The sequence below is a fragment of the Verrucomicrobiia bacterium genome (assembly GCA_019634625.1).
GTDB lineage: Bacteria > Verrucomicrobiota > Verrucomicrobiia > Limisphaerales > CAIMTB01 > CAIMTB01.
Window position 1 is genome coordinate 1 of record JAHCBA010000061.1, and the last position, 24,421, is coordinate 24,421.

General features: G+C 67.0%; 17 protein-coding genes. 6 read left to right on the top strand and 11 right to left on the bottom strand.

Annotation, left to right across the window (positions count from 1 at the left end):
• Positions 1-282: transposase (locus KF833_22595; GenBank protein MBX3748107.1), on the bottom strand; the 282-nt coding region annotated here is incomplete at its 3' end.
• Between the two features lie 570 nt (positions 283-852).
• On the opposite strand from KF833_22595, the gene KF833_22600 reads away from it, so the two are divergent.
• Entirely contained in the window at positions 853-2,016 is a 1,164-nt protein-coding gene (locus KF833_22600) for a Gfo/Idh/MocA family oxidoreductase (GenBank protein MBX3748108.1), read from the top strand.
• A gap of 106 nt (positions 2,017-2,122) precedes the next feature.
• On the opposite strand, the gene KF833_22605 is transcribed toward KF833_22600, so the two are convergent.
• The 3 genes from KF833_22605 to KF833_22615 are packed head-to-tail and all read right to left on the bottom strand — an operon-like array spanning position 2,123 to position 7,808.
• Positions 2,123-4,258: a DUF455 family protein gene (locus tag KF833_22605; protein ID MBX3748109.1), complete on the bottom strand. Its 2,136-nt coding sequence runs from the start codon at positions 4,256-4,258 to the stop codon at positions 2,123-2,125.
• A complete protein-coding gene (locus KF833_22610; GenBank protein ID MBX3748110.1) occupies positions 4,245-7,073 on the bottom strand; it encodes an alkaline phosphatase family protein in 2,829 nt (942 codons plus the stop codon). The genes KF833_22605 and KF833_22610 overlap by 14 nt, the downstream gene beginning before the upstream one ends.
• Before the next feature lie 24 nt (positions 7,074-7,097).
• Complete coding sequence (locus KF833_22615; protein MBX3748111.1) at positions 7,098-7,808, bottom strand: hypothetical protein; 711 nt, start codon at positions 7,806-7,808, stop codon at positions 7,098-7,100.
• 487 nt (positions 7,809-8,295) lie between these two features.
• On the opposite strand from KF833_22615, the gene cysC reads away from it, so the two are divergent.
• Positions 8,296-8,829 (top strand): adenylyl-sulfate kinase, encoded by a 534-nt coding sequence (cysC, locus tag KF833_22620; protein ID MBX3748112.1) that lies wholly within the window; start codon positions 8,296-8,298, stop codon positions 8,827-8,829.
• A 114-nt stretch (positions 8,830-8,943) separates the two neighbouring features.
• Here the strand turns inward: cysC and KF833_22625 are convergent, their stop codons facing one another.
• The 4 genes from KF833_22625 to KF833_22640 all read right to left on the bottom strand — a co-directional run bounded on the left by KF833_22625 (position 8,944) and on the right by KF833_22640 (position 13,903).
• A complete protein-coding gene (locus KF833_22625; GenBank protein ID MBX3748113.1) occupies positions 8,944-10,038 on the bottom strand; it encodes a histidinol-phosphate transaminase in 1,095 nt (364 codons plus the stop codon).
• Between the two features lie 4 nt (positions 10,039-10,042).
• The gene (locus tag KF833_22630; protein MBX3748114.1) at positions 10,043-11,146 is read right to left on the bottom strand and encodes an AAA family ATPase; all 1,104 of its coding nucleotides are present in this window, start codon (positions 11,144-11,146) and stop codon (positions 10,043-10,045) included.
• 17 nt (positions 11,147-11,163) lie between these two features.
• Positions 11,164-12,228 carry a phosphotransacetylase gene (locus tag KF833_22635; GenBank protein ID MBX3748115.1) on the bottom strand — a complete coding sequence of 355 codons (1,065 nt, stop codon included), beginning with the start codon at positions 12,226-12,228 and terminating at the stop codon, positions 11,164-11,166.
• A 214-nt stretch (positions 12,229-12,442) separates the two neighbouring features.
• Positions 12,443-13,903: a trypsin-like peptidase domain-containing protein gene (locus KF833_22640; protein ID MBX3748116.1), complete on the bottom strand. Its 1,461-nt coding sequence runs from the start codon at positions 13,901-13,903 to the stop codon at positions 12,443-12,445.
• Between the two features lie 327 nt (positions 13,904-14,230).
• On the opposite strand from KF833_22640, the gene gyrB reads away from it, so the two are divergent.
• From gyrB to gyrA, 3 genes are all read left to right on the top strand, one after another.
• Positions 14,231-16,738, top strand: a complete 2,508-nt coding sequence (gene gyrB / locus KF833_22645; GenBank protein MBX3748117.1) for a DNA topoisomerase (ATP-hydrolyzing) subunit B — start codon at positions 14,231-14,233, stop codon at positions 16,736-16,738.
• A gap of 43 nt (positions 16,739-16,781) precedes the next feature.
• On the top strand, positions 16,782-17,030 hold the full coding sequence (locus tag KF833_22650) for a hypothetical protein (protein ID MBX3748118.1): 249 nt from the start codon (positions 16,782-16,784) through the stop codon (positions 17,028-17,030).
• Between the two features lie 157 nt (positions 17,031-17,187).
• Complete coding sequence (gene gyrA / locus KF833_22655; protein MBX3748119.1) at positions 17,188-19,848, top strand: DNA gyrase subunit A; 2,661 nt, start codon at positions 17,188-17,190, stop codon at positions 19,846-19,848.
• Between the two features lie 56 nt (positions 19,849-19,904).
• Here the strand turns inward: gyrA and KF833_22660 are convergent, their stop codons facing one another.
• The 3 genes from KF833_22660 to KF833_22670 all read right to left on the bottom strand — a co-directional run bounded on the left by KF833_22660 (position 19,905) and on the right by KF833_22670 (position 23,135).
• Complete coding sequence (locus KF833_22660) at positions 19,905-20,858, bottom strand: hypothetical protein (protein ID MBX3748120.1); 954 nt, start codon at positions 20,856-20,858, stop codon at positions 19,905-19,907.
• A 154-nt stretch (positions 20,859-21,012) separates the two neighbouring features.
• On the bottom strand, positions 21,013-22,542 hold the full coding sequence (locus KF833_22665) for a solute:sodium symporter family transporter (protein ID MBX3748121.1): 1,530 nt from the start codon (positions 22,540-22,542) through the stop codon (positions 21,013-21,015).
• An 83-nt stretch (positions 22,543-22,625) separates the two neighbouring features.
• On the bottom strand, positions 22,626-23,135 hold the full coding sequence (locus KF833_22670) for a tetratricopeptide repeat protein (GenBank protein ID MBX3748122.1): 510 nt from the start codon (positions 23,133-23,135) through the stop codon (positions 22,626-22,628).
• Between KF833_22670 and KF833_22675 the strand changes: the two genes are divergently transcribed.
• Entirely contained in the window at positions 23,106-24,401 is a 1,296-nt protein-coding gene (locus KF833_22675; GenBank protein MBX3748123.1) for a 3-dehydroquinate synthase, read from the top strand. The genes KF833_22670 and KF833_22675 overlap by 30 nt on opposite strands.
• The last annotated feature ends 20 nt before the right edge of the window (positions 24,402-24,421 follow it).

A 24,421-nucleotide genomic window follows, 5' to 3' on the forward strand; every position in this document is an offset into this window, starting at 1 on the left:
TGCCTTGGGCCCGTAGAAGTCCTCGAGTTTGGCGAGGATGACGTCGTCCGGGATGGAGTCCGGGAGGGGCTTTGGAGGAACGCGGATGAGGAGATGGAAGTGGTTGGACATCATGCAGAAGGTGATGACGTCGATGTCACAGAACCGGGCGAGGTGATGGAGGATGTCGAGGAGTTTGTGCTTGGCGGAATCGTCGAGGAGAGGGAGGCGGCCGGCGACGCGGGACATGCAGTGGTACGTCGCGGGGAGGGAGGGATCGGCCTTGATGCGTGGGGTTCTCATGCGGTGATGGGGGCGGGAAGGGTGCCAAGGTGGTTCAGGTTCAGAAGTGTGCGGATGCGCGAAAGCATGGGACATGGAATGCGCGATGAAGATCAGTGTCAATTCAAATTGTCTGTCTTACTAAACAACAATTCAATTTTAAATTGTCTGGCTTATTAATATAAGTCCGTTGCCCGCCTGACCTTGTCAATCGCCCTGCCGGTTCGAGGACGAGGACGGGTACCGCCCTTCGGGCTGGGTACGAGTTCCAACGTGGGATGGCTTGAGATCCGAAAGCCCTCCAAGTAACGTTTGCGCAGATTACTTTCTATCAACGATTTGCAGACCTAGCAGTTGCCTTCCTGTCCCGTCGTCAAAGGCGACCGTATTGCTGAGATGCGCCGTGGCGGTGCAGGGGCACGGGGAAGGGCTTGCGGGTTTCAGGGGGCACCGGGAGGATGCGGGCATTCCACACGCACCGAGAGACGGTGAATCGCGAACCGCGGATGGGGATTGGGGATTGGCGGTTGGCGGGTACCGGGTGCCAGTGGCAATGCGAAGAACCTGATTATGAAGACGACTTCCACTGAGGTGTCGCGGCGTGGATTTGCCCGGACCACACTGCTGGCGGGTGCGGCCTTGTCGGCCGGGATGGGCCCGGGGTTGGGAGCGGATGCGGTGCCGCGCCGGATCCGGACGGGAATCATCGGGTGCGGGAGTGTGTCCCATTCGTACCTGCCGACCTTGACGCGGAGTCCGCTGGTGGAGGTGGTGAGCCTGTGTGACATCCGGGTGGAGAGGGCGCGGGAGCAGGCGGCGCGGCACGGGGTGCGGCAGGTCCATGGGAACATCGAAGCGATGCTGGCGGGGGAATCGTTTGAGTTGCTGGTGAACCTGACGGACATGCAGGAGCACGAGCGTTTGAACAGGCAGGCTCTGGAGGCGGGACGTCATGTGTGGAGCGAGAAGCCGATCGCCAATTCGCTGGCGACCGGGCGTGAGTTGCTGCGCGAGGCGACGTCGCGCGGGTTGCGGTTATGGGGGGCGCCGATCACGGTGGAGAGCCCGCAGTTCGCGTTCATGGCGCGGCAGCTGGCCGCCGGGGCGCTTGGGCGGGTGGCGGCGGCGCACGCGCATTACGGCCATGAGGGACCGAACTGGTCGCCCTTCTTTTATGAGGTCGGGGGCGGCAGTCTGCCCGATCTGGCGGTGTACAACCTCACCTCGATCACCGGGTTGCTGGGTCCCGCGCGGAGCGTGAGCGCGATGGTGAGCGTGGTGACTCCGGAGCGGGAGATCTCGGGGCGCGGACGGATCCGGGTGACCGAGGAGGACAACGCGATGGTGCTGATGGATCATGGGAGCGGGGTGATTTCCCACGTGCAATCGGGGTTCAATTACTTCAACCCGCACGGCCACGACGGGGCGGGCGAACAGCGGCACACCATCACGCTGGTGGGGTCGGAGGGGTTCATGGGCATGGTCGGGTACGACTGGGCTCCGCTGGGGGTTGATCTGGCCACCCATGCGTCGCCGCGGATCGAGCGGCATGTCACGGATGCCGGACGGTACGTCTGGCAGCTGGGGGCGGTGCTGGCGGCGGAATGTCTGGCGACCGGGCGGGAACTGCTGACCACTCCGGAGCATGCGCTGCATGTCCTGGAGATCATCACGGCAACGCGCGAGTCGCAGGCGACCGGGCGGCGGGTGCCATTGACCTCGACGTTTCGCTGGCCTGTTCCGGTGGCCGGGTGAGGACGGTTGGCGTGTTGAGGCGGGATCCCGGGAAGGGCGGGCTTATCCGAAGGCGCGAGAGGGAAGGTGGGGTGAAATGTAAATGGAGTGATTTGACCCCGTTGCTCTAGGGGGCGATGTGGAGGGCGGCGAGGCAGACCTGGGCCCGGGCGGGGTCGGTGAGGAAGAGGACGCCTTCCCGAATGCGGGCAGTGGGGTGCGGTTCAAGGTGCAGGGGAAAGCGTTCCCGCAGGGCGCGTGCGTAGGAGGGCCAGTCTTCGTCGGGGCCAAGGTCGGGGAGGGGATCGGAGGGATGGGTGGAGGAGACGGGGTCGGGGCGGCGCGGGGCGGTTCGGCGGACCAGCTTGAACAGGGCGCGTCGGCCGGGGTGGACATGGTCCATGAGGGCTAGGGTGAGGCGGCCCATGGTGAACCTGGGGTTGATCTCGACGATGGGTTTGAGGCGGGGCCGGCCGTCGGGGTGGCGATAGACGAAGGCGTCGATGCCGATGGGGCCGAGGTACTGGAGGGCGCGGAGTTCGGGTTCGAGGGCGGAGAAGACTTCGCGGTACCAGTCGGGGAGCCGGGTGACGAGGTCGATGGGATCCCGCAGCCAGGCGGTGGCGGAGGCCGGGGGGCGGCGGTGCCAGCCGGGGCAGGCCTGATTGGCGACGAACTGGCCCCGGGGATCGTTGAGGAGGGCGGTGTAGCCGATGAGGCGGAGTTCCCGGGGGCCCATTTCGAGCTGGATCGAGAAGTCGGCAAGGCGGTCGAGCCAGGGTTCCACGACCAATGTGCGACCGTCTTCGAGGGTACGTTCCATCCAGCGTCGATGGGCGGGGAGAAGGGCGGGCTCGAAGAGGCGCAGGGCGTTGCCGCCGGCGGTGCCGAGGTCTTCCTTCACGAGGACCGGGTGGTGGCCGCGGGCGCGGATGGAGTGGATGGCGGCGAGGGCCTGGTCGAGGGTGGCGACGGGGGTGCCGATGTCGGATTCCGGGCAGAGCCAGGGGGTGCCGGGCCAGCGCGGGAGGAGCGAGTGGAGGAACCGGCAACTCCACGTCTTGCCGTAGAGACGGGCGAGGCCGTCGGGGAAGCACTGTGCGGCGGTGCGGGGTTCGACGGTTAGGCGGGGGAGGAGAGGGGCGAGGAGGTCGAGGGATTCCGGGCTCCAGGCCCAGGGCCGGAGCCGGCCGAGCTTGCGGGTGGCGAGGGGGCTGTGGGGGGGGATGCCTTCGGGGCCGATTTCGACGAATTCGGGCAGGGCGAATCCGGCGTCCTGAAGTCCGGCGAGGAACGGGGTGGCGGGTCGTTGGGGGACGAGGACGACGTCATCGCGTTGGGCGAGGAACATCGGCAGGGGGGCGAGGTCCTGGGCGAGCAGGCGCTGGTGGCGCGGCGGGGTATAGGCGAGGCCGCGGGCGATGCGGGCTTCGGCGAAGGGATGGAAGACGAAGACGGTTGGGGTGCGGCCCTTGGATTGGGCGAAGACGCGGAGTTCGGCGACGAAGGCGTCGTCGAGGCCGGCGGCGCGTCGGCCTTCGGGGTTGAAGGCGATGCCTTTGGCGCGCTGGGGGGAGAGGGGGAATCGGAGCTGACGGCAGAAGGCTTCCCAATCGGAGAGGCGGGCGTCCTTCCAGCGGCGGAACCATTTCAGGCCGTAGGCGACGTGGCCGATTTCGTCGCGATATATGCCGTCGAGGAGGCGGGCGGTGACGGCATCGCCGATGGTGGCGAAGCCGGCGGCGAAGTGTCGGCAGTAGTCGAGGTTGGCCTGCTCGAAGGTGAGGCTGAGACCGGCGACGTAGTCCATGGGGGTTTCCATGGGGGCGACGGCGCGCCAGAACTGGCCGCTGACGGGGAGTTCGCCGAAGGCGATGCCGCAGGACTGCATCCGTTCGAGGTACAGGCGGGTGTGGGCCTGTTCGTCGCGGAGGGTGCGGAGGACGCCGCGGCGGAAGTCCGTGGGGGCATTGGGGAACTTGAGGAGGACCAGGGCCATGAGTTCGGTCGCGAGGAGCTCATGGTTGGCGAAGAAGTGGAGGAGCCGGCCGCGTTCGCGTTCCTGATCGAGGCCGCGGAGGGTTGGGAATTCCGTTGAACCGGAGCGGGCGGCCTTGAACCGGAGGTGTGGCGGGCGTCCTGGGGTTTCGGGGGTGACGAGGGCAGGGCCGGGGTTGGCGTCGGTCAGATGGCCCGGAGTGGCGAGTTTTTCCTCGAGCGAGGTGGCGAAGAGGACCCGCTCGGCGAACTCACGGAGTTCCATGGACGTTGCCGCGGGAACGGTGAAGGGCGGGATCGATGGCGGCGATCATGCGGCCGGCATCCAGGTGGGCGCCGAGGAAGGAGCGGATTCGGTCCACCTCTCCGGCGGGGTTCCGGAGGAGGTCCGAGTGGCGGAGGAACAGCGTGTCCATGTCGCGGCGATGTTCCATCCAGGCGGTGACCTGCGCCAGCAGACGGAGGTAGGAAAAGCGGATGGCGTCGGGATCGGCGGCGGGCGGGAGATTCTGGCGCCGGAGCATGGCGGCCTGGGAGTCGAGGATTTCGTCCAGATCGCGTTCGATGAAGAGGACGCGGTACTGCTGGCTGGCGGGGAGGGACGTGAGGAGCGGGGCGACGATCTTCACGGCGCGGCCGCGGGCCTGGTGAATCCAGGAGGCGTCGCGGGCGAGGTCGCGGGTGCGCTCGAATTCGAGGTAACCGCGGGGATTGCTGTCGTCGGCCTGCCGCGTGCCATCGGTGAGCGGCGGCAATCCTCCGGCGTTGAGCATTTGCATGACCAGCGAAGTACCGGCGCGGGGGAGTCCGCTGACCACGGTGACGATCTGGTCGAGGCGGGTATCACGGAAGCGGCCCTTGGGGGCGGGGCGGGAAAGGAGGATTGCCGGGGAGGCTGTGGAAGGGGTCGGGTTGGGTTCCGGGGTGGAGGTGGATTGGGCGGAGGGAAGGCCGTGACGAGCGCGGGTGCGGCGGAGATGGCGGCGGGCGGCTGCGGCGGCGGCGAGATGGTGCCGGGCCAGGTCGGGGTGGCGAAGGCGGTGACCGTAGAGATGGGCGAGGCGGCGATGGGCGTCGGCGTGGTGGGGATTCTGCGCGAGGGTCATGCGCAACGCCTTCTCGGCGTAGTCGAGGCGGCCGAGGCGATGGAGGGCGACACCGAGGACGTAGTGGGCGGCGGGGAAATGGGGGCGGAGTTCGGTGGCTTCGAGGGCGAAGGCGGCGGCTTCGAGGATGCGGCGCCGGGACAGGCAGCAGCGGGCGAGTCCGAGACGGGCTTCGGCGTGGAGGGGGTCGAGTTCCGAGGTTTTGCGGAACTCGAGTTCGGCGGGACCGAAGTCCTTGAGGTCGAGGAGGAGTTCGGCATGGAGGAGGTGGTAGGCGGGTCCCGGGGAGGAGCCGCGGGCCTCGGGATGGCTGAGGAGGTCGAGGGCTTCGCGGAAGCGGCCTTCGGCGCGGAGGAGGAGGGCTTCGATGCGAAGGAGATTGGTGGTGTGGGTGTGGGCGCGGGCGTGGAGGCGGGCGCGGAGCTGGGTTTCGAGTTCGGTTGGCGCGGTGGGTGGTCCGGGTTGGGCGGCGAGCTCCGAGGCGGCCTGGCTGGCGTCGCGGTGTTTGCGTTGGCGGACGAGCTCGAAGGCGAGGCGGGCTTCGGAAGGGTGTTCGAGGGCGAGATGGCAACGCACGACACCGAGGCCGAAGCGGGGGTGGGTTGGGTGCCGGTCCCAGAGCGACTGGAAGCGAGGCAGCGCATCGGCCGGGCGACCGCCGTCGAGGCAGGCGAGCGCGAGATTGAAATCGAGTTCGTCCTGTGCGGCGCGGGCCGCTCCGGGATCGCAGGTGGGTGGATCGAGGTAGCCGAGGGCTGCCAACTGGCGCAGGGCGGCTTCATCGCCGGCGCCATCCCAAAGCGTTTCCGGTGGATGGGAACCGTCGGGGTGCGGGCCCTGAAGGGTTTCCCAGGAGTCCACGTAAAGCGGTTGGCAGGGGTCGGTGAAGATTTCGGCCAGCACGCGCCCGTCCATGTCCCGTCCCGCGGGCAGATCGAAGAGGTGAAGCAGCGTGGGGGCGATGTCGAGGAGAGTGGCCCCGGCGAGGCGTCGTCCCGGGGCGACTCCTTGGGCTCGGAGGACGAAGATCCCGTGTTGGCCGTGTTCGGCCGCGGGACCGCCGGCATCGATTGGCAGGGAAGGGCGCCGCTGGTGGTCCGGGTGGAAGCCGTGGTCCGACAGCAGAAGGACGGCACAGTCGGGCCCGACCAGATCGAGCCAGCGCCCGAGGAGCATGTCGTGGAACTTGTAGGCGGCCTCGATGACGCCTGAGAAGAGGGCGAAGTCACGGGGATCGACCCAGGGCAGACGGGGCGGGTGGAACCGCATGAAGGCATGCCCGAAGTGATCGAGGGCGTCGTAGTACACCGCCATGAAGTCGGCGGGTTCGTTCTCGACCAGGGCGGTGGCGGCGGCGTGGACGTTGACGGCATCGGCCAGGATATGGGCGAGGCCGATCAGGCGGGTGTCAGTGGACTGGTCGATTTCGGCGGCGCGGGGGATGAAGGGGAGGAGATGGGCGGCTTCGAGTTCAGACGGGTGGATCCGGAGTTCGGCCAACCGGGCGGCGAGGTGTTCGGGATGGACGGATCCCGCAGGGACAGGCCAGGGGGCCCCGGGGGGCACGGTGGCGGGATGATAGCGATTGGAGATCATCGCCCCGGCGACGGGTTCGGCGGGGTGACTCGGCCACCAGCCGGCGATGTTACAGCGGTATCCGTTCTGGTTGAGGATGTTCCAGACGGCCTTGGCGCGGCGGGAAAGAACCGAGACGGGGCGGATGCCCTGACCGTCGGGGGTGGGCTCGGAGAAGCCGTGGATGCCGTGTTTCCAAGCCCGTTTGCCGGTGGCGATCGACGTCCACAGCATCGGCGACAGCATGGGCTGGAGCGTGCGCAGGTGGCCGTGGACGCCCGCCGCCATAAGGCCGGCCAGCGAGGGCAGTTCACCGCGATCGATCAGGGGGCGCGCGAGGCGCCAGTCGGCAGCGTCCCAGCCGATCAGGAGGACCTTCGGCGGATGTGGGACCGGCATGGAATTGGGTCGGCCGTGGCGACTCTACGGTGTGGCGGGTGTCCCGCGACGACGCCGGTAGGCGGCAACGCCGGCGGCACCCAGGGAAAGCAGGCCGAGGGCGGTGGCAGTGGCGGCGGGTTCGGGAACGGCGGCTACTTGGAGCGCCGCGTTGGGAAGGCTTGAATAGGCCCAGTCGTGGAGGGTCACGCTGGCGGTATCAGGGCCTCCGCCGGTCATCGAAATGCGAGCCCATCCGTAGTGGGTCTGGCCCGAGAGATCGAACCGGAAGCCGACATACTGTTCTCCCAGGGACAATCCGGTTCCGCCACCGGCCCAAGGTTCTCCGTAGAAGAGGAAGATGGCATCGGAACTGTTTTGAAACCGGTCGGAGGCGAGGTCGGGTCCCACCGAAAATCCGGCGGAGAGGGCTTCGACCGAGTAGGCATCCGAGGCGGCGGACTTGACCCAGGCGTTGTCGGGGTGGGCGCGGTCGGCATGAACCTCACCGTAGGCCACCGGTTCCACATCGTTGCCCAGGGAGGTGAATCGGAAGGTGAAATCGACGGTGCCGCCGCCATCGATGTCCCATTCGATTTCCGGATGATCGACGTTCGAGGTCAGGGAGGGTCCGGAAACGAAGATGACGGTGCCGGAGGCGGTTAGGGCGGCGCCGGCCAGAGCGGCGCCTGCGGCAAGTCCGTAGCGGGGCAGCGAGGAGGCGAGGCGGGTGGAAGGGGTGGCGTGGGGGATCATGGGGCGGTGCTGAAGCGACAGGTTAATAGTACGACAACCGGGGAACTCATTAAATCCCCTAAGCCCGCGAACTAGACCAATTCACTAGTCGGGTGGCAAGCCCAATTCGGGGGGTGAATACGTGAATATAAAAAGACAGGTATGATAAATTGACCATTGACCATTGACCACCCAAGAAGCGGTTGTCTTTGAAAACAAAAAGGCAGGTACATAGTAATTGACTCGTGAAAACATATGGTCAGGTACATTAATATTTACCCATCGGGGCGGGGATCAGTGGGTAGAGGTGCGAACTCCGCCAAGCGGCGCTTCGGAGGGCCGAGTTCCACGAGGCCGCACCGGTGTGGAGCGGTGCGGTTGAGGACTCGCGGAGCTCGTCCCTCCGGTTCGCTGGCTCGGTACCGACAACTTGGGGATGCACCGGGCGGGGATGGGCGAGGTGAATTGGGATTGGGAAGGGGGATTGAGGCAGGTCAGAGTTGGGGGCGTGAGCGAGGTGATCTGGTTGTTTGGGCGGTGTGGGGCGGGGAAGACGACGCTGGCACGGCTCTTGGTCGAGGCCCTGGAGCGGAGGAACCGGTCCGTTTTCCTGCTGGATGGGGATCAGGTGCGGACGGGGTTGAGTCGCGATCTGGGGTTCTCGGCGGGGGGGCGGGAGGAGAACCACCGTCGGATTGCGGAGGTTGCGTTGCTGGCAGCGGGGCAGGGGATCCTGACGGTGGTGGCGACGATGGCCCCGGAGGAGAGGCAGCGGGATCTGGTGCGGCGGGTGGTGGGGGATCGGCTGCTGTGGGTGTATGTGGACACGCCCATCGAAGAGTGCATTCGGAGGGATCCGAAGGGGTTGTATCGTCGGGCTGCGGCGGGGGAGTTGGGCGGGTTGATGGAGTACCCGTTTGAGGAGCCGCGATCCGGCGAGGCGACGGTGACCGTCTCCACATCCGGGCACACTCCTGAGGTTTGCCTGGGGCGATTGTGGGCGGGTTTGAAAGGGCGACTGAGCCTGGAGGATGGCGGTTGAGCCGGTGTGTGGCCGGGATGGGGGATGGGGGGTGTCAGCGCTTGGGCCGGGAGCCGGCCCAAGAGACCCATCAATCCGGGGGCTGGGGGGCGCGAACTCGGGCGACGGGGGAGATCAGTGGAGGATTTCCCGGAGGGCGGCGAGGAACCGGGAGTTTTCGTCCGGGGTTCCGACGGAGACGCGGAGAAACTCGGGAAGACCGTAGCCGGCCATGGGGCGGGTGATGATGCCGCGGCGCTGGAGTTCGAGGAAGACGCGCTGGCCGTCGCCAACGCGGGCGAGGACGAAATTGGCGGCGCTGGGGACCACTTCAAGGCCGAGGGCGCGGAGTTCGCGTTCGAGGGTCTCGAGGCCGAGACGATTGTTTTCCCGGGTGTGGGCGAGGTGATCGGCGTCGTCGAGGGCGGCGAGGGCGGCGGCTTGGGCGAGGGCGTTGATATTGAAGGGCTGACGGACGCGTTCGAGGGAGGCGATGACATCGGGGGAAGCGATGCCGTAGCCGAGGCGGAGGCCGGCGAGACCGTAGATCTTGGAGAAGGTCCGCATCAGGAAGAGGTTCGGGGCCTGGCGTTGGCGGATTCGGGGGAGGAGGTCGAGGGGGTTGTCGAGGAATTCGAGGTAGGCTTCATCGAGGACCAGGAGGGTGGCGGGGGGAACCTGTTCGACGAGATCGAGGACGGCCTGGGGGGCGGCGAGGGTGCCGGTGGGGTTGTTGGGGTTGGCGACGAACACCACGGTGGTGGCCGGGGAGATGGCGCGGGCCATGGCCGGGAGGTCGTGACCGTAGTCGCGGGCCGGGACGACCACCGTGCGGGCGCCCATCATGGCGGCGACGATGGGGTAGATGGCAAAGCAGTACTGGGAGACGACGACCTCCGCGCCGGGGCGCATGAGGGCATGGCCGACGAACTCGATGACCTCGTTGGAGCCGTTGCCGAGGATGAGATTTTCGGGCTGGAGATCGAGGCGTTGGGCGAGGCGTTGTTTGAGGTGGAAGGCATTGCCGTCGGGGTAGAGGTGGAGGTGGGGCAGGAGCCGCTGCATGGCGGCGAGGGCCATGGGGGAGGGGCCGAGGGGATTCTCGTTGGAGGCGAGTTTGACAATGTCGGCGGGGGGCAGGCCGAGTTCGCGGGCGACCTCGTCGATGGGGCGGCCCGGTTGATAGACGGGCAGGTTGGCGAGGGTGGGATTGAGGGGGAGCGAGGCCATGAGGTCAGAGACTGTCGAGGATGGCGGCGACTTCGACGTGCTGGCAGACGAGGTCGCGGATCATCTGGATTTTCCGGGTGTCCGCGGGACGTGTCTTGACGGTGAGGTCGTGGACGCGGGAGGCGACCTGGTAGCTGTCGCCCTCGGCGAGGAGGACTGGGAAGGGCATTTCGCGGACGATGCGAGTGACGGCGGCGGAGGGGCGGATGTTGTCGGTGAGGATGATTCCGGAGAGGTTGCCGGCGCCGTTGGAGCGATTGAGGGAGGCCCCTGCGGCAAGGAGGATGTCTTCGCGGTCGCCTGGGGTGATGACGAGGGCGCCTGGGGTGAGGTGGTGCATGGCGTGGTGAACGCTCATGGCGCCGACCACGACCCGTTCGACGATGTTGTCGATATGGGCGTGGGAATTGAGGACATCGGCGTCGAGATCTTCGCGGATGGCGGCGAGGGTCGGGCTGGAGAGGAGGGGAAGGTGGGGGATGACGCCGAGGAGGCGGAGGCCACGGCGTTTGAGGCCGCGGCGTACGAAGTCGGTGATCTGCTCGATTTTCTGGGGGAGAACCTTGTTGAGGATGACGCCGATGATCTGGACGCCCTCCCGTTCGAAGAGGGCCTGGTTGAGGGCCAGTTCGTCGATGGGCCGGCCGATGCCGCCCTGGGTGACGACGACGACCTTGGCGCCGAGGATGCGGGCGACCGTGGCATTGGAGAGGTCGAAGACGGACCCGACGCCGGCGTGACCGGTGCCTTCACAGAGGACGAAGTCCTTTTCCCAGGCGACGCGGTCGAAGGCCTTTTCGATGCGACGGACGAGGGCATCGCTGTTGGCGCATTCGAGGTAACGGCGGGTGAAGTCGGGTTCGACCGCGATGGGGCTCATGTCCACCAGGGGAGCCCGGATCTGATAGACCTGCTGCATGAGGACGGAGTCCTCGTCGATCTTCTGTTCCTCGACGGCGACGAAGCGTTGTCCGACGGGTTTGATGTAACCGATGCGGGGGTGGTGCTGCTGGAGGGCGGAGAGGAGTCCGAGGGAGGTGGTGGTCTTGCCGTCGTTCATGCGGGTGGCGGCGACGAACACCCGCGGCGTATCGCGGTTACTGGGCATCGGGGGCGGCTTGGGGGCTACGGCTGGGGCGAATCGCCGGGGAGGGTCTGACCGGCTTCGGGGTAAAGATTGGAGTACTCGATGGACTGGAGGCCGACGACGGCGGCGACGCCGAGGATATCGTGGGCATTGGAACCGCGGGAGAGATCGGCGGCGGGGCGGTCGAGGCCGAGGAGGATCTGGCCGTAGGCGTTACCCCGGGCGATATGCTGGACCATTTTGCTGGCGATATTGCCCGAATTGAGATCGGGGAAGATGAGGACGTTGGCGCGGCCGGCGACGCGGCTTTCGGGGAGTTTACGGGCGGCGATTTCGGGGATGAGGGCGGCATCGACCTGGAGTTCGCCATCGAGGTCGAGGTCGAGGCGTTCTTCGCGGGCGCGTTGCTGGGCGAGGGCGGAGGCGGCGGCGACCTTGCCGGCGGAGGGATGGCGCGAGCTGCCGCGGGTGGAGAAGGAGAGCATGGCCACGCGCGGGGGCTTGCCGAGGAGCTGGCGGGCGAGGCGGGCGGTGGAGATGGCGATCTCGGCGAGTTGCTCGACGGTGGGATCGGGGATGACACCGCAGTCGGCGAGGAACATGACGCCATTTTCGCCGAAGCGGGAATCGGGGACCTCGATGATGAGGCAACTCGAGGCGGTGGTGGCCAGGGGGGCGACCTTGATGATCTGGAAGAGGGGGCGCAGGACGCTTCCGGAGATTTCGTTGGCGCCCGAGACGAAGCCGTCGGCGCCGTGCATGGCGACCATCATGGCTCCGAAGAAATTGGGTTTGAGGAGGATTTCGCGGGCCTCGCGTTCGTCGATGCCTTTCAGGCGGCGCAGGCGTTCGTAGCGGGCGACGTAGGCGGGGAGATCGTCGGCGCGTTCCGGATCGATGATGCGGATGCCCTCGGTCGAGACGTTGAGGCTGGCGGCGAGATCCTTGATGCGGCCGCGGTCGCCGAGGAGGATTGGGACACCGAGGCGGAGCGAATGGAACTGCCGGGCGGCGAGGAGGACGCGCGGTTCGGTGCCTTCGGGGAAGACGATCCGCTTGGGATGGCGTTGGAGCTTGTCGATGACGCTCGCGATGAACCGCATGGCCGGGGCTGTCTAACCCACCGACTCGCCGGCGGCAATCGGCAATGAGGCAGCCCGAGTCGCCGCGAAAGGAACCGCGAGGGCGCGAGATTCACGCAGCCACCGGCGAAATCGAACCGTCGATCCGGCTTGTACGGTCGCGGATGCATGCAGCCGGTCCGACGCGGGCGCTCTTGGTACTCTCCGGAAAATGCCTCGAACGACGGGGTGCCGGCTAGTCCCCGGTGGAGCGGAGGATTTCGAAGCGGCGTCCGATTTCGTTGACGAGGGTGACGCTGACGCCACGGGTCAGGTCGGCATCGCGCACGGCTTCGGCGAATTCGGAAAGGCTGCGCACGGGGCGCCGGTTGATCTTGGTGATGACCTCGCCTTCGCGGATGCGCCGGCGGGCGGCGGGGCTGTCGGCGTCCACGGAGACCACGAGCACGCCTTCGCCCGGGGCGAGGCCGACACGGTCGGCGTTGGAGGCGTCGAGTTGCAGTACGGTGATGCCGAAAGCGGCGACGGGTTCGGGGGCGCGAGGGGAGGCGGGGGCGGGACGGCGGGCGACGGTGAGGCGGTCGGAGGGGAGTTCGCCCGGGGTGACAGTGAGGGGCAGTTTCCTGTCGCCCCGATAGACTTCGACGCGGATGGGCTGGCCGGGGGGGCGGCGACTGACCTGGCGTTTGAGTTCGACATCATTGCGGACCGGTTCGCCTTCGATGGAGACGATGACGTCCTGGGCTTCGAGGTCGGAGCCCCAGGAGGGGCCCTGGCGGAGGATGTCGAGGACGACGACGCCGTCCTCGACGGGGACGTCCGGGGGCCGGGATTCGGGTGCGGTGCGGAGGTTGGCGATGCTGATGCCGAGCCAGGAGCGGGTGAAGCGGCCGGTTTCGATGAGGCGTTCGGCGACTTCGCGGGCGAGGTCGATGGGGACGGCGAAGCCGATGCCGGTATTAAGGCCGCGGATCATGCTGTTGATGCCGATGACCTGGCCTTCGATGTTGACGAGGGGGCCGCCGCTGTTGCCGGGGTTGATGCTGGCGTCGGTCTGGATGAAGTCCTGGTCCATCATGACCATGTCGGCGGCCACGCGGCGGCCCTTGGCGCTGACATGGCCGAAGGTGACCGAGTAGTCGTGGCCGAAGGGGGCGCCGATGGCGATGGCGAACTCGCCGACGCGGACCTCGGAGGAGCGGCCGAGGCGGGCGACGGGGAGGTTGGCGGCCTCGACCTTGATGACGGCGAGGTCGGATTCGGAATCGATGCCGCGGACTTCGGCGGGGAAGCGGCGTCCGTCCCGAAGGCGGACCTGGATCCGTTCGGCGTCCTGGACGACATGGCCGTTGGTGAGGATGAAGCCGTCGTCGCGCAGGATGACGCCGGAGCCCTGATCCTCCTCGGGGGGGCGGCGGCGGCGTTCCTGTTCCAGGCGTTCGCGGAGTTCCTCGGGGAGGAAACGGAACAAGCCGTCGCCTTCGAGGTTGGAGGAGGCGGATCGCTTGGACTGGACGTTGATGACGACTACGGCGGGGGAGACGGTTTCGGCGACGCGGACGAAGGCGGCGTTGAGGCGGCGGGCGAGGTCGAGGTCCGGGTCGGGTTCGGCGGCGTGGGTGGGGACTCCGGCGAGGAGCAGGAAGGGGAGGGCAAGGGCGGCGAGGCTCGGGACGCCGGGTCGGGAGATCGACATGGAGTGAGGTCTAGCACTCCCCGGGAGGGCCGCCAAGCTCCGGGGGCGGGAGGATGGCCGTGCGACGCGGAATTGTGGGGGGAGGTGCGAGCATCGCGGCGCGTGGCATCGGGGGGTTGCGTTCCACGAGGTCGCAACGGTGTGGAGCGTTGGGTCGAGGACTCGCGGAGCTCGTCCCTCCGATTCGCGGCCTCCTCAGCCGCAACTCCGGGATGCATCGCACTGTGGCCGGCCCGGAAATTCGGCGTTGTTTCGCTGTCGCCGTCGGGTAGCCTCTGATTTCCTCGGTCGCGCGGGCGGGGACCGCGCCGACGCAGGGCTGGCACCATGTCCGACAACAGCGAATTGCCCGTTTCCAGTGCGATGTCCACCCACGCCGACGTGGGGCAGTATGATTCCTCCAAGATCGACAAGCTCGAGGGGTTGGAGGCGGTGCGGAAGCGCCCGGGGATGTACATCGGGGATCCGGACGAGCGGGGGTTGCACCATTGCGTGTTCGAGGTTCTGGACAACTCGATCGACGAGCATCTGGCGGGGCATTGCGGGCGCATCGACGTCACCCTGCATGTGGACGGTTCGGCGTCGGTGCGGGATGACGGGCGGGGGATTCCGGTGGACATCCATCCCAAGTGGGGGATTCCGGCGGTGGAACTGGTGCTGACCAACCTGCACGCGGGGGGGAAGTTTGGTCAGGGGGCGTACAAGTATTCCGGCGGTCTTCACGGGGTGGGCGCGAAGTGCGTCAATGCCCTGTCGGAATGGTTCAAGGTCGAGGTGTCGCGCGACGGCAAGGTGTACCACATGGCCTTCGCGCAGGGGAAGACGACGGCCAAACTGACGGTCATTGGCAATTCGCGGTCCACGGGCACGCTGATCACCTTCAAGCCGGACGCGGAGATCTTCACGCTGACGACGGAATTCAAGTTCGAGCTGCTGGCCAACCGGCTGCGCGAGCTGTCCTTCCTGAACCCCGGGGTGGAGATCGTCCTGACCGACGAGCGGGAGGAGAACAAGTCCGAGCGGTTCTTCTACAAGGAGGGGATCGTCGAGTTCGTGAAGCAGCTCGCCCGGAACAAGGACAGTCTTCATGCGAAACCGATCGTGCTGTTCAGCAACCGGGACGAAGTGCTGGTGGAGTGCGTGCTTCAGTACACCGGGAGCTACAGCGACCAGGTCCTGTGCTTTGCCAATTCGATTCCGAACCCGGACGGCGGGACGCACGCGACGGGATTCCGGACGGCGTTGACGCGGGCGATCAACCAGCACGCCAAGAGCAACGGGCTGCTCAAGGACAAGGATCCCGCGCTCACCGGGGATGACGTCCGTGAGGGCCTGGTATGCGTCCTCAGCGTGAAGCTTCCCAATCCGCGGTTCGAGTCGCAGACCAAGGTCAAGCTGGTCAACACCGAGATTGAGGGGGTGGTGTCGTCGATCGTGTACGACGGGCTGATGACCTACTTCGACGCCAATCCGTCGGTGGCCAAGCGGGTGGTGGACAAGGCGCTCACGGCGGCGCGGGCGCGGGAGGCGGCCCGGAAGGCGCGGGAGGCGGTGCGCAAGACGGCTCTCACGGGCGGGGGACTCCCGGGGAAACTGGCGGACTGTTCGGACCGCGATCCGGCGAACACCGAGCTGTACATCGTCGAGGGCGATTCGGCCGGCGGCTCGGCCAAGCAGGGGCGCGACCGCCGGTTCCAGGCGATCCTTCCCATCCGCGGCAAGCTCATCAATGTGGAGAAGGCGCGCCTGGAGAAGGTGCTGCAGAACGCGGAGATCCGGACCATGATCACCGCCATCGGGACGGGCATCGGGGTGGGCGATGGCGAGGGGGCCTTCAACCTGGCGCGGCTCCGCTACCACAAGGTCATCATCATGACCGACGCCGATGTGGACGGCTCCCACATCCGGACGCTGCTGCTGACCTTTTTCTACCGGCAGATGCCCGACCTGATCAAAGGCGGGTACGTGTACATTGCGCAGCCGCCGCTTTACCTCATCAGCCGGCGGCGGCGGGAGGAGTACGTCGATGACGACCTGCAATTGAACCGCATCCTGATCCAGCTCGGGGTGGACGATGTCCGGCTCAAGAATCTCGCCGACGGGAGCATCCTGACGGAGAAGCAGTTGGCGGACATTCTCGATCTGCTCGAATCCCTCGACAAGTTCGCCAACGCCATCCGGCGGCACGGCGGGGACTTCGCGGAGTTCATCGAGCACCGGGACCCTGTGAGCAGCGAGCTGCCGAGACACCTGGTGCGGGTCCGGACGGGGAACGAGGAGGATGTGCATTACTTCAAGGACGAGGACCGGCTGCGGGAGTTCGGGGAAGCGAACCCGGATCTCGGGCTGTTCGAGCGCGAGGAGGCCGAGCCGGCGCCGGTCGAGCGAAACCGCACCGGCCCGGTGCGGCGGGCGCGGCACGTCGAGATCCACGAGGCGCGCCCGGTGGCTGATCTTCTGCGCGAACTGGCCCGGCGGGGTCTCGACGTGGCGCACTACTCGGCCCAGGACAAGCCGCTGTATGAGCTGATCGAGGGTGAGGGTGAAAACGCCAAGGTGAGGGCGCTCTTTTCCATCGCCGAGATCCTCGAGTCGGTGAAGGAGGTCGGGAAGCGCGGCCTGGAGATCAAGCGATTCAAGGGATTGGGCGAGATGAACCCCCAGCAGCTTTTCTCGACCACGATGGATCCGGCGAAGCGGAAGCTGCTGCGGGTGGATCTTACCGACGCCATCGAGGCGGAACAGATGTTCACCACGCTGATGGGGGAGGAGGTCGAACCGCGCCGGCAGTTCATCGAGGACAATGCCCTGAACGTGCGCAACCTCGACGTGTGAAGCGGATCTCGATCGTGGTGACGACGTGTGGTCCCATTCACCCATGAAGAATCGGCGCAATACCTCCTATGTGACAGCGGAGCCCGGGGACCCGGCGATGCAGCGGGAGATTGTCATCACCCGCAGCGGGGTTCCCAAGGTCAAGCTCGTCGGCTTCGTCAGCGATTCGATGAAACCCAGGCGCCCGCTTTTTGGCGGTGCGGCCGGGCACCTCGCCTCAATGCCCGCCAGCGAGAGGGGGCCAGGCGCTGAGGAACTCGTCCGCGCGGATCGCGATGCCCGAGGCTGGTAGGAGCATGTACCTCGAGCTTTGCATCCAGGGTGATGGAGGGTTCCCGATGGAGGGTTCCTTCTGCACGACCGACCGACGATTGCGGGAGGCCGCGGTACATCTTGGCCTCGATCTTTATCCGCCGTCCTGAGGCCCGGCCCGATTTCGTTTCACCACCATGCCCGAATCCACGCCCCCTGAACCGCCGCCGCCCCCTGGCACAACTCCTTCCCTTTTCGCCGCGGGCGAAAAGATCAACCGGATCAACGTCGCGGACGAGATCAAGAACTCGTTCCTCGACTACTCGATGTCGGTGATCGTGTCGCGTGCGTTGCCGGACGTGCGGGACGGTCTGAAGCCGTCGCAGCGCCGGATTCTGTACGCGATGAACGAGCTGGGGGTGCAGCCGAACCGGAAGCATCTCAAGTGCGCGAAGATCGTCGGCGAGACGATGGGCAATTACCACCCGCACGGCGACCAGGCGATCTATCCCACGCTGGTCCACATGGCGCAGCGGTGGTCCATGCGGGAGAGGCTGGTGGATGGCCAGGGCAACTTCGGCTCGGTCGAGGGCGATCCTCCGGCCTCCATGCGGTACACCGAGGCGCGTCTGGCCCCGCTGGGGGCGGTGATGATGGTGGACATGGACAAGGACACCGTCGATTTCGTCCCCAATTACGACGAGACACGGACGGAGCCCACGGTGTTTCCGGCGGCGATTCCGAACCTGCTGGTGAACGGCGGCACCGGCATCGCGGTGGGCATGGCCACCAACATTCCGCCGCACAACCTCGGGGAGGTGATCGACGGCGTCTGCGCCCTGATCGACAACCCGGACATCGGCATCGACGAATTGAGCCGGCACATCCAGGGGCCGGACTTTCCCCAGAACTGCGCCGTCTGCGGCCTCGAGGGGATCCGCAACTATTTCCGGACCGGGCGGGGCAGCCTCAAGCTGCGCGGCAAGGTGGGCGTCGAGGATCTCAAGGGGGGGCGGACGCAGCTGGTCATCACCGACGTGCCGTATCTGGTGAACCCGGCCGAGCTTGAAAAGCGCATTGCCGAGCTGGTGAACGAGAAGACGCTGACCGACATCAGCGGGATGCGGAACGAGTCGGACGAGCGGACCCGGCTGGTGATCGAGTTGAAGCGGGACGCGGTTCCCAAGGTGGTGATCAACAACCTTTACCGCCTCACCCAGCTCGAGACGAGCTTCAGCGTCCATCTCCTCGCCATCGACGGGGGCCGGCCCAAGACCCTGAATCTCAAGGAGATCCTCAACTGCTACATCGAGCACCGCCGGGAAGTGGTGCTGCGGCGGACTCGCTTCGAGCTGCGCGAGGCGGAGCGGCTGGCGGAGAAGCTCGAGGCCTACCTGCTCGCCCTGGCGCACCTGGACGATTTCATCCGCATCATCCGTTCCTCCTCAAACCGCGACGAGGCGCGGATCAAGCTGCTGGCCTACGAGTTCTCCCGGGCCACGGTCGAGCGTCTCGGCATCCTGATCCGCAGCGAGGCCCGTATTGTGGACGGGCGCTACGCCTTCACCGAGGCGCAGGCCGACGCCATCCTCGAACTCCGGCTCTACCAGCTCACCGCGCTCGAACGCGACCGGGTGAAGGGCGACTACGACGAGCTGCTGGCCCGGATTCGCGACCTTCTCGACATCCTGGCCCGCGAGGCCCGCGTGCTGGCCATCATCAAGGAGGAACTCCAGGCCATCCGCGCCAAGCACGCCACCCCGCGCCTGACGGACATCGTTCCCGACGAGGGCGAGATGCTGATCGAGGACCTCATCGCCAACGAGGCGGTCATCATCACCATCACCCACAACGGCCTCATCAAGCGGACCAACGTCAGCTCCTACCGCGCCCAGCGTCGCGGCGGCAAGGGGGTGATCGGCATGGCCACCCGGGAGAATTCCGTGGTCGAGGGCGATGCGGCGGACTTCATCGAGCACCTCTTCACCGCGGGGACCCATGATTACCTGATGTTCTTCACGAACACCGGGCGGGTGTATGTCGAGCGGGTCCACGAGATCCCCGACATGGGCCGGGCCTCGAAGGGTCGCAGCATTGCCAACCTCCTCGAACTGCGTCCGGACGAGAAGATTGCCGCGCTGATCCGGATTCCGTCGGTGGTGGGCCCGGCCAAGGAGGATCTTACGTGGAAACAGCCCGGCCACGTGTTCTTCGCCACCCGGCGCGGGACGGTGAAGAAGACCGCGCTCGAGGAGTTCGCCAACGTTCGCAAGGGCGGGATCATCGCCATCGGGATCGAGGACGGGGACCGCCTGATCGAGGTGCTCCTCACCACCGGCACCGACGAGGTGGTGTTGATCACCAGCGAGGGCATGAGCATCCGGTTTCCGGAGGAACAGGTGCGGTCCATGGGCCGCCCGGCCGCCGGCGTGAAGGGGATCGCGCTGGATGGCGAGGATGCCGTGGTGGCGCTGGCCATTGTGAACTCCCAGTCGAAGCTGCTGGTGGCGGGCGAAAACGGCGTGGGCAAGCGGACCGCCTTCGACGAGTACCGGGTCCAGGGGCGGGGCGGCAAGGGGATCATCACCATGAAGACCACCGGGAAGACGGGCCGCGTCGTAGGGGCCCTCTCGGTGCTTGAGCAGGACGACATCATGCTCATCACCGCGGGAGGCCAGATGGTGCGGATCAAGGTTGGCGACATCCGGGAGACGGGCCGCAACACGATGGGTGTGAAGCTGATCAACCTCGAGACGACCGACCGGCTCCAGGCCATTGCCCGGGTGGTCGCAGAAGAGGGGGACGAGACGCCGGAACTGCCGCTTGCCGAGGCACCGCCGGACGGGCCTGCGGCTTAGCCGTAGCCATGAGGCAAGGTCGGGCGCGCTGGCCTCGACCCACAGAACGGAGACTCTCAGGTTCCGATGGCCACCCGCAGTTCGTGGGCGCCGTCTTCCCGGGCGATTTCGTAGTACCACGCGGTGCGGCCGTTCGCAGCCACGCGGTCGGCGTAACGGAGTGAGCCCGAGCCGGCCGGACTGGTCCAGCAGGGGGCGTCCGGGTGGAGCGTCTTCCAGACCCGCAGATCCGTCGAGAAGGCGAGGCCGGTCTTTTCCTCGTAGTTTTCCCGGTGGCTGGCGCTGCCGTCGTAGCAGGCGAGGAATCCCCCCTCGACGGGCCACACGGTGTTGATGCGGCGACAATAGGCGTCCCACCCTTCGCCCTCGGGCGCGAACACCACCCCGACCCAGGTCCAGTCCCGAAGATCTCCGGATACGGCGAGGCCGGTGGCCGAGAGGCACTCGCCCGTGTTGTAGATGTCGTGGGTGGCGTGGGACGCCTCGCCGGTCCGGGGGGTGGGGAGGGCCACGCTGACGAAGAGGTGGTGGCGCCCCTCATGTTGGAGGATCCAGGGATCCTTGATCCCCTCGAGACCCAACGCGGGGGCGGATAGGACGCGTTCGACGGTGGCCGGGTCGAAGCGGTCAGGGGCGTCGGCGACCAGCCGGGCCACGCACCAGCGTCCGTCGGTCGGATCGACGTAGCTGGTCAGGTAGTGCCAGCGCCCGCTCCGGTCGCGGGCCAGGCCACTGCGTTCGATCGAGGCGGTCGAATAGGCCTCCTTCCGCACCGACCAGACATCCTCGAAGTGGATCCCGTCCGTCGATCGGGCGATGCGGGCCTCGCCGCCGCGATCGGGCGACACGCCGCGCGGACGTCGCAGCCTGTAGGTGAGATAGAGGGTGCCGTCCCGATCATCCCGAAAGACCCCAGGGGCACCCGCCCAGTAACCGAGCCCTGAACCGGGGGGCGGTCGAACGAGGGTGCCATTCGGCGGCAGGATCGGGGTCGGGCAGGGTGTCGTCATGCAAGTCTTCATGGGGGAGAATCGCGCAGGATGAAAATGGCAGACGGCGTCGTGAGGAGGCGTTCAGGGGAGTGGTGCAGGGGGGGGGTCGCCTCCATGCGTGGGCGCCTGCAGAAAGGGGTGGAGTGCATTTTCGGAGCTGGAGGGATTGAGATTATCGGAAGGCGACATAGATGGCGACCACGACGACGACGACGAGTGCGCCCAGCCAGCGGGTGTGGCGCCACGGGGTCAGGTCGATGCTGTGGCACAGGACGGGGAGATGGGCGGGTTCGGGCAGGGGCCGCCAGGCGGTCATGAGGCCCATGACGGAGGCAAGGATGAGGAAGGTGAGAGCCATTTGATTGAGGAAGGCCCAGCCCGGCAGAAGGGCTAGCATGGCGCCGTACAGAGGGATGCCGAGGAGCATTACGGCGATGGCGGCCCGGAGGGGGGCGCGACGGAGGAGGAGTCCGCCGAGGAAGACGGTGACGATGCCGGGCGAGATGAAGCCCATGACCATCTTCATGTAGAAGAAGACCCCTTCGAACTTCCCGGGCAGGGGGGCCACCAGGCAACCGAGAAGGACGAACACCGAGGTGGCCCAGCGGCCGGTCCGGACCAGTTGGGCGGTGGTGGCGTCAGGCCGGACGAACCGGCGATGGACGTCCATGGTGTAGAGGGTGGCGGAGGAATTGAGGAGCGAATCGAGGCTGCTGAGGATGGCGCCGAACAGCGCGGCGAGGAGGATGCCACGCAGGCCCAACGGGACGATCTCGGCGATGAGCACGGCGTAGGCCTGGTCGCCGTGGACGATGCGGTCGCGGAAGAGCTGGTAGGCCATGATCCCGGGGAGCACCACCAGGATCGGGATGAGGAGCTTGAGTGCGGCGGCGAAGAGGATGCCGCGCTGACCTTCGGCGAGGCTGCGGGCGGCCAGGGTTCGCTGGGTGATGAACTGATTGCAGCCCCAGTAGTAGAAGCTGGGGATCCAGATCCCCAGCAGCAGAACCGTCCACGGCATGGTGGGATGGTCGGCGGGCTGAATCAGGTGCAGACGTTCGCGGTTGGCCTCGACGAAGGACGTCCATCCGCCCACCCGGGAAAGGCCGAGGAAGAAGACCATGGCTCCACCGGCCAGCAGGGTGGCGCCCTGGAGGAGATCCGACCACACCACCGCCTTGAGACCGCCGTACACCGTGTAGAGCCCTGCGACTCCGCCGATGGCCCAGATGCCCGCCACCAGCGGGACGCCGAACAGGGTCTGCAACGCCAGGGCTCCCGAGTAGAGAATGGAGGCCAGCAGCACCCCGATGTACGCGGTCATCAGGTAGAACGTCATCAGCGACCGGGCGGCCGGACCGTATCGATGTTCGAGGAACTCCGGCATGGTGAAGATCCCGAGCCGGAGGAAGACCGGCAGCAGCCAGATCGCGACGGCGACGAGGGCGATGGCCGCGGCGTATTCCCAGGCGGCGATGGCCAGGCCGGCGGCGCCATAGCCCGCACCGGCCATGCCCACGAAGTGTTCGGTGGAGATGTTCGAGGCCAGGAGCGAGAAGCCGATCAGGCCCCAGCCCAGGCCGCGTCCGGCGAGGAAGTACCCTTCGGCCGTGCGTTGTTCCCGGGACGCGAAGAGGGAAATGGCGATGACGGCCACGACGAACGCCACGAAGGCGGTCGCATCGATCCAGTGGAAGGCCATGGGGCCGCAGGGTGCCTGCGACGGGGAACGGAGGCGAATCGCGAATAGGGAATGGGGAATGGGTTTCCGGGCCGGGTTGCGGGTCAGCGCAGGCCGCGGATGCGGGGCCAGAGGGGTTCGAGGTCGGGATCCTTGAGGGCCAGTTGGCGGAGGGTTCGGGCGTCTCCGGCGATCTGGGAGGCACGGAGGAACCATTCCCAGGCGTCATCGAGCCGGCCGAGGCAGGCGGCGTAGCAGGCGAGGTTGTAGGCGATGAGGCGTTCTTCGGGAAAGTGCTGGGCGGCGGGGAGGAGGGCATCCCAGGCGGCCTGCAGTCCGCCCTGCGGGGTTCGCCGGAAGGCATAGGCGCGATGGAGCCAGCCGACCGGCAGGCCCGGGGCACGGGCGACCAGTTCCCCGGCAAGGGCGAGGGCGTGTTCCCAGTCCTGGCGTCGGGCGGCGATGTGCCAGCGCAGTTCGAGGGCGGCGGGATGCTGGCGGGCTGTGGACGAGAGGCGGTCCCATTCGGCCGCGGCTTCGAAGTCGTTGCCCAGTTCGAACCAGCCTTCCGCGGCGGCCAGGTGATGGTGGTCGGGCGGTTGCAGGGCTTGCATGAGTGGCCGTGGGCCGGGGGTCAGCCTGGTCGGATTTATGCGCTGGTCCAAGGTGCGATCCAATCCCAGAGTTGGGCGGTGATTCTCCAGATCGAGCGCGAGATACGAGTGGCATTTCGGCATCGTGTGATCTTCACGCAGGGCCTGTTCGCGTCCGGCAGCACGGTGCTGCGCGAGGTGTTGGCCCAGGAGCCTGGGACGGGACGGGCACGGGTGCTGGTGGTGTTGGATGACGGACTGGCCATGGCGCGGCCGGGACTGCCGGCCGCCATCGAAGCGTGGTTTGCCTCGAATGAGGATTCGATCGAGCTGGTGGCGCCTCCCATCCGGATGGCGGGCGGCGAACGAATCAAGAACGCCTACTTCCATGTCTCGGAGGTGCACGAGCGGATCGACCGGAACGGCATCGACCGTCACAACTACGTGATGGCGATCGGAGGCGGGGCGCTGCTGGACATGGTGGGTCTGGCCGCGGCGACGGCGCATCGGGGCGTTCGGTTGGTGCGGGTGCCCACCACGACCCTGGCGCAGGCGGATTCGGCGGTGGGCGTGAAGAACGGGATCAATGCCTTCGGGAAGAAGAACTTTATCGGGACGTTCTGTCCTCCCGACGCGGTGGTGAACGATTTCGAGTTCATCGAGGCGTTGCCGCCGAGGGACCGCAGGGCCGGGCTGTCCGAGGCGGTCAAGGTGGCGTGCATCCGGGACGCGGCGTTCTTCCGGGAGATCGAGTCCGGGGTGAAGGCCCTGGCGGCCTTTGAACCGGCGGCGATGCGGCCGGTGATCGTGCGGTCGGCGGAGCTGCATCTCGACCATATCGCGGGGGGTGGAGACCCGTTCGAGTACGGGTCGGCGCGCCCGCTCGACTTCGGGCATTGGGCGGCGCACAAGCTCGAGCCGCTGTCCGATTACCGGATCCGCCATGGGGAGGCGGTGGCGATCGGGATGGCGCTGGACGTGCTGTATTCGAGGAATGCGGGGCTGCTGGACGCGGCCGAGGCGGAGCGGGTGTTGCGGGTGCTGGAGGGGCTGGGATTCGAGCTGTACGCCAACGAACTGCACTACGCGGACTCGGCGCACTCCCTGGTGTTGCTTCAGGGGTTGGAGGAGTTCCGGCAGCACCTGGGGGGCCGGTTGACGATCACGTTGCTGCGGGAGATCGGCCGGGGCGTCGAGGTGAACGCCATGGAACGTGGCTGGATTGTGGCCGCCCTCGAGGAGTTGAGGGTGCGTTCGCAGCGGCGCGCCCTGGCGGCGGCGGGCTGAACCCCGGGCCATGGGGTCAG